The organism is Corynebacterium macclintockiae, assembly GCF_027570165.1.
Lineage (GTDB): Bacteria > Actinomycetota > Actinomycetes > Mycobacteriales > Mycobacteriaceae > Corynebacterium > Corynebacterium macclintockiae.
Genome location: NZ_JAKMUV010000001.1, coordinates 58,238 through 70,904 on the forward strand (window position 1 = coordinate 58,238; position 12,667 = coordinate 70,904).

A 12,667-nucleotide genomic window follows, 5' to 3' on the forward strand; every position below is an offset into this window, starting at 1 on the left:
GGGGGCACGGCTAGTGCTGCGCAGCGGGCAGCGCGCCGTTGCGCGCTAGTTGAGGTTCGCGACCACGCGGTCGCCAACCTCCGCGGTCTTCACGGGGCCGCCATCGCGCGAGCCCGCCTCCGCCAGCACGGCGGCCTCGATCCGCTCGGCATTCGCGTCGTCGCCCAGGTGGCGCAACATCAGCGCCACCGACAGGATCGCCGCGCACGGGTCGGCGATCCCCTGGCCCGCAATATCCGGCGCGGAGCCGTGCACCGGCTCGAACATAGAGGGGTTCTTCCGCGAAGGATCAATATTGCCCGAGGCAGCCAGGCCGATGCCGCCGGTCACGGCGCCCGCCAGGTCGGTCAGGATGTCGCCGAACAGGTTGTCCGTGACGATCACGTCGTATTCGTGTGGCTTAGTGACCATGTAGATCGTCGCCGCGTCGATGTGGTTGTAATCGACCTGCACCTCGGGGTACTCCTGCCCCACCGTTTCGATGGCGCGCTGCCACAAACCACCGGCGTTGACCAGCACGTTCGTCTTGTGTACCCAGGTCAGCTTCTTACGCCTGCTCTGCGCGCGCTCGAACGCGTCTCGCACCACGCGCTCCACGCCGTAGTAGGTGTTCTGGGAAACTTCGGACGCCACCTCGTGGTCAGTTCCTTCGCGCAGTGTGCCGCCGTTGCCGCAGTAGAGGCCCTCGGTCCCCTCTCGCACGACGACGAAGTCAATGTCGCCCGGGTTGGCCAGCGGGCTGGAAGATCCGGGGTACAGCTTCGACGGACGCAGGTTCACAGCGTGGTCCAACTTGAAGCGCAGCGGCAGCAGCAAACCTCGCTCCAGCACTCCAGCGGGTACGGTGCGGGGATCCCCGATGGCCCCCAGCAGGATCGCGTCGTGTTCGCGCAGGGATTCCAGGTCTGCGTCGGTCAGGAGTTCACCATTGCGCAGGTAGCGGCGAGCACCGAGGTCGTAGTCGGTGGTCTCTACATCGTCGCGCAGGGCGTGCAGAACTTTCAGTGCTTCTGCCGTTACTTCAGTACCGATTCCATCACCGGCAATCACTGCGAGTTTCATTATATGAACTCCTTTGTCTCACTAGTTGGTCAATTATGACCATAGCACGACACCCGGACAGCACTTGCCTAACAACCTAAAAATGGATTACTTCCAAGGCGCTCACACCTCCGCGGCGACAGAAACACTTCTTTGACACCTCTAAACAGACGCCGCTGTTAGTGTGAAGAACATGACTTACGAGCCATATCCCTCACATACAACTACAAATCCGGAGGTCAGCGACGCAGCGCTGGTCATCCGCAATCTATATAAGAACTTCCCTGGCAAGGTGGCGGTAAATAATCTCAGCCTCACCGTGCCAAAGGGCAGCTTTTACGGAATTGTCGGCCCTAACGGCGCCGGTAAAACCACCGCCATCCTCGCAGCTACGGGCATAATTCGCCCCGATGGCGGTAACTCCTGGATCGCCGGCCACCCATTGTGGAGCGACCTTGAGAACACCCAACCCGAAGAAGAAGTACTGGCAGCAAAGCGTAGTTACGGTCTGCTGGTGGACGGCCTTCCCGTGTTCGAGCGCCTCAGCGGCAAGGAATACCTTGAGTATCTGGGCTACCTCCGCGACATCCCCGGCGACGAACTGCAGCAGCGCATTGCAGACCTGCTGCAGGCACTCGATCTAGAGGATGCCGGCAAGAAGTACATCGCCGACTACTCCGCGGGTATGAAGAAGAAAATCCTGCTGGCCGGTGCCCTTTTGCACAGCCCGGAGGTGCTCATCCTCGACGAGCCTTTTGAGGCCGTGGATCCCGTTTCCGGCGAAGTCATCCGCACTATCCTGCGACGCTATGTCGGCGCGGGCGGCACGGTCATCATGAGCTCGCACGTCATGGAACTGGTCGAGGGACTCTGCGACCATGTGGCAATCATCAACCAGGGCACCGTCGTTGCTGCCGGTACCACCGAGCAGGTGCGCGCGGGCAAGTCCCTCTCCGAACGCTTCGTTGAGGCCGTGGGCGGCAAGCAGCTGGATACGCAATCCTTCGGCTGGCTGCGCGGTGGACAAGCCGAACACAGCGGACGTGACCTGCCCACCCACCACCACGAAGGGTAGGACCAGTGTCGAAAACCAAGACCCTTCTCAAACTCCACTGCACACTCTGGGCACACGCCTTTACAGGCAATATCCAGATGATCATTTCGTCCGTAGCCATCACCATCTTCGCAGTGATGGGCTGCGTTGGCCTGGCCTTTACCAGCTACGGAGCCCTCCTGTCCGACGGCAACCCGGCCATGTTCGTGCTGACGATGGGGCTCGGCAGCGTGCTCTACCTCGCGCTATCAGCCATCTTTCCCAGCGAGGAACGCATGCTAGATCCACGCATGTTTAGCTCGTTGCCACTATCCGACCGTGACCTCCTGCCAGGCATGGTCACGGCAATGTTCCTCAACTCCCGCGCCGCGATCTCGCTGGTCAACACGATCATCATGTCTGTGCTCGGTTACCTTGCCTTTGCGAAGATGGCTTCCCCCGGCGCCGGTGCGCTGTGGATCCTCGGGTGCGTACTCCAACTAGTATTCACCCTCCTGGCGGGAGAAGCTCTCGCGGCTGCGCTCAGCAGCATTGCCACCAAGTTCAGCGAACTCTGGGGCAATGTCGCCGGTTTCGTCGTCACTTTCGGCTTTTTGGCGCTGTATCTCTCTCCACAGTTGCTTTCCGATGGCTCGGATCCCACCGCCGCCGTGGAGACCAGCTCCACGATCATGTCCTGGACTCCCTTCGCCGCCGCCGCTGGCGCTGCCGCTGACTTGACCGACATCGGAAATGGTGGCGTCAATACGGGCATCGCCAAGGGTGTGATCTGCCTCGTTTCAATCCTTGCAGTCACTGTTGTGCTGCGCGTGGCCGTCAAGCACGACCTGAACAATCCCCTCCCTCCTCAGCATGCCACCCGGGCAGCGAAGGGAGACAGCCTACTACTGCCGCGAGTCCCCGCATCCCCCGTTGGCGCACTGTACTCCCGCGAGATTCGCTATTGGCGCCGCGATAACCGCTTCGTGATGAGCCTGACGTTCGTGGTCGTCTTCTGCGCTTTTTACATGCTGATGGGAATGACCAATAGCGACAGTGGCTGGATGCTGTGGTTCGCGATGTTCTTTGTATCCCTTGGCCCCCAACAGGTGGCGGGCAACTCCCTGGGCATGGACGGGCCGTCCAACTGGGTGCACATGGTCGCCGGTGTGCGCGGCAAGCAGATCGTCACCAGCCGCACCCTTTCCACCGTGACGGTATTGCTCCCAATATGGCTGATTATTTGCATCGCCGCGGGAGCTTTCAAGAGCTTCAGCGCCGCCTGGCTTCTAGCCAGCGCCTTGACGCTGGGGACCGTCTTTATCGCCTCCGCCATGGCGAACTTCAGCGCCGCCTACTTCCCCTCCCAGACCACTGCACCGGGAACCAACGCCTTTAAGCAGCGTAACGGTGGTTCCAGCGCTATCATCTCCGCATTCGTGATCATGCTGACCTTGAGCCTATCCATCCTGCCGGGTGCGCTTCTAACGCTCATCCCACTGGAGACCTCCGCTGGCAACAGCGACAGCATTGCCGACATCCCACTTCTGAGCTGGGCAGGCGTACTGCTCCACGGGGTCATCATCATCGGCGTCGCCTGGATCTTAAACCGCCGCGCCTCCCGTCAGCTCGATCTACACTGGCCGGACATCGCGCAGAAGGTACAGCACTACCTGTAGCTGCGCGGCGTGGGGCGTCAATAGAAAAGGCCGGGCAGATCCTGCCCGGCCTGACACGATAACAACTATCGCTTAAACCATTAAAAATTCAGCACGAACGCGTTGGAGGCGCTCAGCTCTGCCTTGACCTCGTCGACCAGCTCTTGATCCAGATCCTGGGCGACACGCAGAACCAGCGTAGCCTGCGACTCATCGTTGGTCGGGGACAGTGCGGCGGCGTCGATGTTGATGCCCTTGCCGCCTAGCAGCGTACCGACCTTGCCCAGCGCTCCCGGCTGGTCCGGGTAAACCAGGAACAGGTTGGTGCCTGTGGCGCGCAGATCCAGGCCGCGGTCGTTGATGCGAACGATCTTCTCCACGTGCTGCAGGCCGGTCAGCGCACCTGCGACGGAGGCGGTAGCGCCATCGGTGCCGACAACCTTAACCTCCAGGACGGAGCGGTGGCTGACGGACTCGTCGTGGGTCTGTACATCCAGCTCCACGCCGCGCTCTTCGGCGATCTGCGGAGCGTTAACAAAGGTGACCTGCTCGTCGATCACGCCGGAGAACACGCCACGCAGGCCAGCCAGGCCCAGTGCGTCAACGGACTCGGTGGACAGCTCACCACGGGCAGTGACAGTCACGGTGCTCGGAGCGCCGTTCAGCAGCTCGCCGGCCACGCGACCCAGGTTGGTGGCCAGGTTCAGCCACAGGGCAACCTCTTCAGAGACCTTGCCACCGGAAACGTTCACAGCGTCAGGCACGAAGTCGCCGGACAGAGCCTTCAAGACGGATGCGGCAACGTCGGTACCAGCGCGGTCCTGAGCCTCTACAGTGGAAGCGCCCAGGTGCGGCGTAACAACGACCTCTTCCAGCTCGAACAGCGGAGAGTCCGTGCACGGCTCGGAGGCGTACACGTCGAAGCCGGCGCCGCGGATGTGGCCGGACTTGATGGCCTCCGCCAGGGCGGCCTCGTCCACCAGACCACCGCGAGCGGCGTTGATGATGATCTGCCCCTTCTTGGCCTTTGCCAGCAGGTCCGCGTTGAACATGCCCGCGGTTTCCTTGGTCTTCGGCAGGTGGATGGTCACAAAGTCGGAGCGCCCCATCAGTTCTTCCAGTTCCACCAGCTCCACGCCCAGCTGTGCGGCGCGGGCGGGGTTGGCGTACGGGTCGTAGGCGATGATGTCGGTCTCGAAGGCGGCCAGGCGCTGGGCGAACAGCTGGCCAATGTGGCCGAAGCCGACGATGCCGATGGTCTTGCCCAGGATCTCCACACCCTTGAAGGAGGAACGCTTCCACTCGCCGTCGCGCAGCGTCTTGTCGGCGGCGGGGATCTGGCGGGCGGTGGACAGCAGCAGGCTGATGGCGTGCTCGCAGGCGGAGTGGATGTTGGAGGTCGGGGCGTTGGCGACCATCACGCCGCGGGAGGTGGCGGTGTCGATGTCAACGTTGTCCAGACCCACGCCAGCGCGGCCAACGATCTGCAGCTTCGGTGCTGCCTCGAGCACCTCGGCGTCAACGGTGGTTGCAGAGCGGACCAGCAGTGCGTCTGCGTCTGCGACTGCCTTCAGCAGTTCGGGGCGGTTCGGGCCGTCGACCCAGCGAACCTCGACGGAATCGCCGAGGGCATCGACGGTGGACTGGGACAGCTTGTCGGCGATGAGGACTACCGGACGGGTGTTACTCACGAATGTTTCTCCCTAAAGTGCGACATTGCCTCGCCCACGCCGAAACGACCGCGCCGACGCGGGAAGGGACCACGCCATCCAAATGTGACGTGCGACCCTTACAGCATAACTCTTACCTCTGCGTCACTCAGCATTGCCTTAAGGAATTGTTGTACCGCTCTGTCTGCATCGAAATTGACGCCAATCAGTACCACCTCACTGGAGGGGGTTAGCCCCACCTGGCGCCACCCGCCCGCTGGCTGTATCCGCAGGTCGGGACCAGCTTGGTGCCAGACGTGGGCAAGCTCTGGACGATCGGCAATCCAGCAGTATCCCTTGGAGCGCACCAGCCCGGTCGTGGAGCGCAGAGCCTTGATCAGGCGCTCCCTGTCGAAGGGGCGGTCCCCGCGGAAGACAACGGAGCTGATGCCGTACTCTTCCGTCTCTGGGGTGTGCGGGTTTTCCAGCTCGTCGAGGTAGCCCTCGTAGGCGCGGGCCGTCGCCTCGTCGTAGAGGTGTACGCCGAGAATGTCGTCAACCGCCGACCGCCCCTCGCCGTCGGTCGCCGCACTCGGAGTCTCAGCCGCGCCAGGGCCGCCCGCGTCGGCGCCTGCGCCTGTTGGGGCATCGGACTGGTCGGCGACGATGCGGCCGTGGAGGAGTTTCTCGATGCGCGCCCGCGGGTTCATTCGGCGCAGCAGCGCAACCGTCGCGCGGTAGCGTTCCTCGCTGACGAGGTCCGCCTTGGTGACGTAGATGACGTCCGCGAACTCGACCTGGTCGACCAGCAGATCTGCGATGGTGCGTTCATCCTCTTCAGTTGCCTGCAGGTCCGCTTCTGTGAGCAGCTTCTTCTGCCCTATTTGCTGCAGGAACTGGGCGGCGTCCACAAGAGTGACCATTGTGTCGATCGGCGCAACGTCCGCGAGGCGAGTGCCGTCCTCCCAACGCCATTCGAAGGTTGCGGCGACGGGCATGGGCTCGGAGATCCCGGTGGATTCGATGACGATGTGATCAAAGTTGCCGCTGCGCGCGAGCGTGCCGACGGATTCCACCAGATCCTCGCGCAATGTGCAGCAGATGCAGCCGTTGGTGAGCTCGACGAAGCGGTCTTCGCCGCGCGTGAGGTGGCCTTCGCCGGCGATGAGGGCGGCGTCGATGTTGATTTCCGAGAAATCGTTGACGATCACCGCGATGCGGCGGCCTCCTCGGTTGGCGAGCAGGTCGTTCAGCAGTGTTGTCTTGCCCGATCCAAGGAATCCGGACAACACCGTGACAGGCGTGGCGCTCGCAGTGGTCGAGGCGGGCGCGGGCGCGGCACTGGCAGACGCAGGCGCGGCGCTGGCGACGGGCGCGGGTGCGACGCTCGGGGCGGTGGCAGACGCGGGCGCGGCATCCACAGGCACCGCGTTCGCGGACGCAGCCCCAACGCTCGCGGCGGTGGCAGTAGCGGTCCCGCTCCCCTGGCTTGGAGCATCGGCAGTGGGCGCAGTTTCAGAGGCCGTGCGGGCGGATGAATGACTATGTGCGTGTCTCATAGACCGTAACCCTACACACTATTGCAACCTGTTTTCATTACCGCTCTGTTTCCAGAAGTCTAGAGAAGTAAACCCGCAGCCCACGGCCACTTAGAATTGCACGTGCCGAACGCTGGAACCATTCAAAGCTGGCATTGCTTAGTTCTGGAACTGACGAAAGCTGAAACTACGCAAACTGGAACTACCCAAAGCTGGCGCTGTACGTAACGCCGAAACTGTGTAAAGCCGGAATTAGCAAACGTTCTGCGGACCCTCGTGGTCGGCGTGGCTAGCGCGCTCCACCTGAATGGTGGCGTGCGCGATCCCCCGCTCCTGCAGCGCGGCCTGCGCCGCGCACAGCACCGCGGCCGGGTCGCGCCCTTCCGGAACCACCAAATGCACCGATGCCAACGCGCTCGTGCCATCCAGCGACCACAGGTGGAGATCATGCACGTCCAGCACGCCGTCGACCTGCCGCAGCAAAGCATCAACCTCAGCGGGCCGGTAGCCCGGAGGCGCCTGCTCGAGCAGAATGCGCAAGGCCTGCATCATCAGCTGCCAGGCGCGCGGCAACACCAGTGCGGCAATCACCAGCGAGGCGATAACATCCGCATACTGCCAGCCGGTCAGAATGATCACGCCACCCGCCACTAGCACCGCGACGGAACCCAACATATCCGCCAGCACGTGCAGGAATGCACCCTGGACATTGACGGAATGCTCCCGCTGGCGGTTCAAGATCCACGCGGAAATGATGTTGGCTAGCAGGCCGATCACCGCGACGATCATCATCGGGCCGGCCATAATCTCCACCGGCTCGCTGAGGCGCTGGAACGCCTCGACCACGATCCAAGCGGAGATTCCCAACACGGTGACCGCATTGACGAGCGCAGCGAGCACCTCCACCCGCCGATAGCCGAAGGTCGCCTGCGCAGTTGCGGCCCTGCGACCGATGAAAATGGCGACGACCGCAATGATTAGGCCGGCGGCGTCCGAAAGCATGTGCATCGCATCGGCGAGCAACGCGACGGAGCCGGTGATCAGACCGCCGATCAGCTCTGCAAAGAAAACTGTGCCAGTGACGCCCAGCACGATGAGCAGCGCGCGCAGCGGAGCATCCGTCGGCGCGTGGGAGTGCGAATGCCCGTGCGAATGCCCGTGGCCAGAGTCGTGGGACTGTGCATGGCCGGATTCGTGCGAATGTGCATGGCCCCCCTCAGATACGCCGGCGGGCGCGGGCGCGCTGCCAGCGGTCGACGCGGGCGCGCCGCCAGCCGCAGGCGCGGACTCGCTGGAACGCGCAGAACCGTGGCGGCGCACGTCGGCACCACCACGGTCCTGTGGTTGTTGCTGAGCTGCGCTTGCGGGGTCGTTCATACCCTCACTTTAGGCAGCCACATCCCTTATTGACAACTTACTGAAAACAAAGACGGGGAGCCAGAACGGCTCGCCATTGGCGGCCGGAACATGGGCTCCCCGCTAAACAGATTCCAAATTCAGAATCCATAAACTTGGAAATCTAAAGCATTCAGTTATTCAGCCAGACCGCTTTAAGCAGGCCGCTTCAGCCGAGCAGTTTCGGCCGAGCAGTTTCGGCCGAGCAGTTTCGGCCGAGCAGTTTCGGTCGGGCAGTTTCGGCCAGGCCGTTGTGACCAGGCCGCTTTAGGCGGTCTCGGCGCGAGCGTCGACCTTGACCCAGCTCATCAGGTCGCGCAGCTTAGCGCCGGTTTTCTCGATCTGGTGATCGTTGTAGGAAGCACGCAGCTCCTCCAGCTCCTTGTTGCCACCCTCAACGTTGGCAACCAGACGCTTGGTGAAGGTGCCGTCCTGAATGTCGGTCAGAATGTCCTTCATGCGCTTCTTGGTGTCCGCGTCAATGACGCGCGGGCCGGACAGGTAGCCACCGAACTCAGCCGTGTCGGACACGGAGTAGTTCATGTTGCCAATGCCGCCCTCGAACATCAGGTCCACGATCAGCTTCAGCTCGTGCAGGCACTCGAAGTACGCCATCTCCGGCTCGTAGCCAGCTTCGACCAGCACCTCGAAGCCGGTCTTCACCAGCTCCTCGGTACCGCCACACAGAACAGCCTGCTCGCCGAACAGGTCGGTCACGGTCTCGGCCTCGAAGGTCGTCGGGATCACGCCGGCGCGCGCACCGCCGATAGCGGCTGCGTAGGACAGAGCCAGGTCACGGCCGTTGTTCTTCGGATCCTGATCCACCGCGATCAGACACGGAACGCCCTTGCCGTCGACGAACTGACGGCGAACCAGGTGGCCTGGCCCCTTCGGCGCAACCATGCCGATGATGATGTTGTCAGCCGGCTCGATCAGCTTGAAGTGGATGTTCAGGCCGTGGCCAAAGAACAGTGCGTCGCCGTCGTTCAGGTTCGGTTCGATGTCCTCGGTGAAGATCTTCGCCTGGGAGGTATCGGGAGCCAGCAGCATGATGACGTCCGCCCACTTCGCAGCCTCGGCGTTGGTCTTCACGGTAAAGCCAGCTTCTTCAGCCTTGGCGCGGGACTTGGAGCCCTCGCGCAGGCCGATAACAACCTCTACGCCGGACTCGCGCAGGTTCTGCGCGTGAGCGTGACCCTGGGAGCCGTAGCCGATGATGGCTACCTTGCGTCCCTGGATGATCGACAGATCAGCGTCGTTGTCGTACAGAACTTCAATTGCCATGGGGAGCATCCTTTCGTTGACTGTCTACATTTATAGCAGAGTTTATTTCATTTGGTGAGATTTTTGTGTCCACATAGTGAACTTTAGGGGGTGCCTGCCCTCTTTCGTAGGTAGTGACGCCCTCACGGCCGCACGCTGGGGGCGTCACCAAAAGAGCTACAGATTCGCCGGGTACATGGCGCGCGGACCGCGGCTGATCGCAGTCGGCGACGCCTCGACGAGCTCTCGGATACCGAACGGCTCCAGGACGTCCAACAGAGCCTGCAGCTTCGACGGCGTGCCGGTGCACTCGATGATCACCGACTCCGGGCCGACGTCAACAACGTGGGCGCGGAACAGCTTCGCGGACTCCACCACCTGCGTGCGATTGGAGTTATCCGCCGAGACCTTCACCATCATCAGTCCGCGGGAGACGATAGCCTCCGGGTCGTGGCGCGTGACCTTGATGACGGGGATCAGCTTGTTCAGCTGCTTTGTGATCTGCTCGACCACATGATCCTCACCTTCGACAATGATGGTGATGCGGTTGATGCCCTCGACCTCCGTGCGACCGGAGCTGATCGAGATGATGCTGAACGCGCGGCGAGTGAACATGCCGGAGATGCGCGAAATGATGCCGTCGACGTCTTCACACAGGACGGACAGGGTGTGGACCTGCGACTTATTCGTGTTCATTACTCTTGCTCACCTTCCAGGGTGACCTCGTGGATCTCCGCGGGATCTTCCGCCGCCGAGGATTCCTCGTCGAACAGCGGCCGCAGGTTGCGTGCGTACTGGATTTCTTCGTTGGACGTGCCGGCGGCGACCATCGGCCAGACCTGCGCATCCTCGCCGACGATGAAGTCGATCACGACGGGTCTGTCGTTGATCGCTTCGGCCTTGCGGATCGTCGGCTCTACATCTTCTGGCTTTGTGACGCGGAACGCCGCGCAGCCCATGGACTCAGCCAACATGAGGAAGTCCGGCAGGTAGGTCTCCCCCGGCTTCAGGTTGGTGTGGGAGTAGTGCTGGTCGTAGAACAGCGTCTGCCACTGGCGGACCATTCCCAAGTTTCCGTTGTTGATGAGGGCGACCTTGATGGGCAGCTTCTCCACCGCGCAGGTGACGAGCTCCTGGTTGGTCATCTGGAAGCAGCCGTCGCCGTCGATAGCCCAGACGGAAGTGCCCGGCTTGCCAGCCTTCGCGCCCATGGCCGCGGGCACGGAGTATCCCATCGTGCCGAGGCCACCGGAGTTCAGCCAGGTGCGGGGGTTTTCGTAGTCCACGAACTGGGCTGCCCACATCTGGTGCTGGCCCACGCCTGCAACGTAAATTGCGTCCGGGCCGATGGTCTTGGACAGTGTCTCGATCACGAACTGCGGGGCGAGCTTGCCATTCGGCTGCTCGTCGTAGCCGCGAGGGAAGTCCTGCTTCAGCTTGTTCAGGTAGTTCAGCCAGCCGGCGGTGGTGGGCTTCTTCAGGTCTAGATTCTGCATCGCCTTTTGGAGTGCTGCCAGAACCTCACGCGCGTCACCAACGATCGGCACGTTGGCTTCACGGATCTTGCCGATCTCCGCCGGGTCGATATCCGCGTGGATGACCTTCGCGTCCGGGGCGAAGCTTTCCACATGTCCGGTCACGCGGTCGTCGAAGCGGGTGCCGATGGCGATCAGCAGGTCAGAGCGCTGCAGAGCCGCCACCGCCGGAACACTTCCGTGCATGCCGGGCATGCCCATGTACAGCGGGTGCGAGGCCGGGAACCCGCCCAGCGCCATCAACGTCGTGACGACCGGGATGTCGTTGGATTCCGCGAACGCCAGCAGCTCGGCGTGCGCCTCCGCCTTGATCGCGCCGCCGCCGACGTACAGCGTCGGGCGCTTCGCCGCACTGATCATCCGCACAGCTTCCTCGATCTGGCGCGGGTGCGGGTTGGTGACCGGACGGTAGCCGGGCAGCTCGTAGCTCGGCGGCCAGTTGAATTCCAACTCCGCGTTCTGAACGTCCTTCGGGATGTCCACCAGCACCGCGCCGGGGCGGCCGGTGCTGGCCACGTGGAAAGCCTCCGCGATGGCGCCGGGGATGTCCTCCGGGCGGGTAACCATGAAGTTGTGCTTGGTGATCGGCATGGTTACGCCGCGAATGTCCGCCTCCTGGAAGGCGTCAGTACCCAAAAGACCTTTACCGACCTGCCCGGTGATAGCGACCAGAGGCACCGAGTCCATGTTCGCATCAGCGATGGGGGTCACCAGGTTCGTCGCACCCGGACCGGACGTTGCGATGCACACGCCCACGCGGCCGGTCGCCTGCGCGTAGCCGGTGGCGGCGTGGCCTGCGCCCTGCTCGTGGCGGACGAGGATGTGGTTCAGCTTCTCGGAGTCGTACAGCGCCTCGTAGAGCGGCAGCACAGCGCCTCCGGGCAGGCCGAATACTACGTCGGTGCCTAGCTCTTCTAGGGAGCGGACCACGGCCTGGGCGCCGTTAATTCGCTCTGGCCGCTTGCCGCGGGAGTTCTTCGCCAAGCTGGCGGGGCTGGGTTGCGAGCGTGATGTGTGTGTCACGTTGTCCTTCGCTCCTTGAATCCGTCCTGCCTTCAATTCTTCGCCCCGCTCCCCGGCCGCCAGCCGCGCTACGCGCTGCGTCGCAGCGTTCGCCGTGCCGCGGCGTGCGCCGTGCCGCAGCGTTCGCGCCGTGCCGCAGCGTTCGCGCCGTGCCGCAGCGTGCGCCGTGACTCAGCGTTCGCGCCGTATCGAAGCGCACACACTTCCGCGCATTGGCGACACCGGGAAGCGAAAGGCCGAAAATCTTCGGTATGGAATCGCTTTTTCGGTTTGGGTGCATGTCCTCCACACAACAAAAGCCCCCAAGCACCCGACGTTGCCGTCGGTTGTTGGGGGCGCCGTATCGAGCTCGACGAGGTGGCTAGTGGCGCCCCTCGGTAATGAGTACTCGTACTAGTTCCGTGGATTTCATAGCTCTAAATGTAGCTACTTTCCCTCGATACGTCAAGCGTTTGACCAGATGTTTCCCAAACTGTGGCGGGGGATTCTCACCTAATGGACACCCAAAACTCCCCGCGACCTGTACTTCCCC

At 62.7% G+C, this 12,667-nt stretch carries 9 protein-coding genes; 2 read left to right on the forward strand and 7 right to left on the reverse strand.

The window, feature by feature from the left end:
• Positions 1-45 precede the first annotated feature (45 nt).
• Complete coding sequence (locus tag L8U58_RS00255; RefSeq protein ID WP_269954423.1) at positions 46-1,062, reverse strand: 3-isopropylmalate dehydrogenase; 1,017 nt, start codon at positions 1,060-1,062, stop codon at positions 46-48.
• A gap of 172 nt (positions 1,063-1,234) precedes the next feature.
• Between L8U58_RS00255 and L8U58_RS00260 the strand changes: the two genes are divergently transcribed.
• Complete coding sequence (locus L8U58_RS00260) at positions 1,235-2,116, forward strand: ABC transporter ATP-binding protein (RefSeq protein WP_274706393.1); 882 nt, start codon at positions 1,235-1,237, stop codon at positions 2,114-2,116.
• 77 nt (positions 2,117-2,193) lie between these two features.
• Entirely contained in the window at positions 2,194-3,753 is a 1,560-nt protein-coding gene (locus L8U58_RS00265) for an ABC transporter permease (RefSeq protein ID WP_269954425.1), read from the forward strand.
• 80 nt (positions 3,754-3,833) lie between these two features.
• On the opposite strand, the gene serA is transcribed toward L8U58_RS00265, so the two are convergent.
• The 6 genes from serA to L8U58_RS00295 all read right to left on the reverse strand — a co-directional run bounded on the left by serA (position 3,834) and on the right by L8U58_RS00295 (position 12,135).
• Positions 3,834-5,423, reverse strand: coding sequence for a phosphoglycerate dehydrogenase (serA, locus tag L8U58_RS00270; protein WP_269954426.1), 1,590 nt, complete (start codon positions 5,421-5,423; stop codon positions 3,834-3,836).
• Between the two features lie 98 nt (positions 5,424-5,521).
• A complete protein-coding gene (locus L8U58_RS00275; protein ID WP_274706394.1) occupies positions 5,522-6,940 on the reverse strand; it encodes a GTP-binding protein in 1,419 nt (472 codons plus the stop codon).
• A gap of 231 nt (positions 6,941-7,171) precedes the next feature.
• On the reverse strand, positions 7,172-8,296 hold the full coding sequence (locus tag L8U58_RS00280; RefSeq protein WP_034975190.1) for a cation diffusion facilitator family transporter: 1,125 nt from the start codon (positions 8,294-8,296) through the stop codon (positions 7,172-7,174).
• A 285-nt stretch (positions 8,297-8,581) separates the two neighbouring features.
• Entirely contained in the window at positions 8,582-9,598 is a 1,017-nt protein-coding gene (gene ilvC / locus L8U58_RS00285) for a ketol-acid reductoisomerase (protein WP_269954427.1), read from the reverse strand.
• Between the two features lie 156 nt (positions 9,599-9,754).
• Complete coding sequence (gene ilvN / locus L8U58_RS00290) at positions 9,755-10,273, reverse strand: acetolactate synthase small subunit (RefSeq protein ID WP_034991476.1); 519 nt, start codon at positions 10,271-10,273, stop codon at positions 9,755-9,757.
• Positions 10,273-12,135: an acetolactate synthase large subunit gene (locus tag L8U58_RS00295; protein WP_269954428.1), complete on the reverse strand. Its 1,863-nt coding sequence runs from the start codon at positions 12,133-12,135 to the stop codon at positions 10,273-10,275. The genes ilvN and L8U58_RS00295 overlap by 1 nt, the downstream gene beginning before the upstream one ends.
• Positions 12,136-12,667 lie beyond the last annotated feature (532 nt).

What these genes read in the sequence shown, in the direction of transcription:
- L8U58_RS00275 (WP_274706394.1), bottom strand. Translation starts at nt 6,940, where the DNA reads ATGAGACACGCACATAGTCATTCATCCGCCCGCACGGCCTCTGAAACT.
- L8U58_RS00255 (WP_269954423.1), bottom strand. Translation starts at nt 1,062, where the DNA reads ATGAAACTCGCAGTGATTGCCGGTGATGGAATCGGTACTGAAGTAACG.
- L8U58_RS00265 (WP_269954425.1), top strand. Translation starts at nt 2,194, where the DNA reads ATGATCATTTCGTCCGTAGCCATCACCATCTTCGCAGTGATGGGCTGC.
- L8U58_RS00260 (WP_274706393.1), top strand. Translation starts at nt 1,235, where the DNA reads ATGACTTACGAGCCATATCCCTCACATACAACTACAAATCCGGAGGTC.
- ilvC (WP_269954427.1), bottom strand. Translation starts at nt 9,598, where the DNA reads ATGGCAATTGAAGTTCTGTACGACAACGACGCTGATCTGTCGATCATC.
- L8U58_RS00280 (WP_034975190.1), bottom strand. Translation starts at nt 8,296, where the DNA reads ATGAACGACCCCGCAAGCGCAGCTCAGCAACAACCACAGGACCGTGGT.
- ilvN (WP_034991476.1), bottom strand. Translation starts at nt 10,273, where the DNA reads ATGAACACGAATAAGTCGCAGGTCCACACCCTGTCCGTCCTGTGTGAA.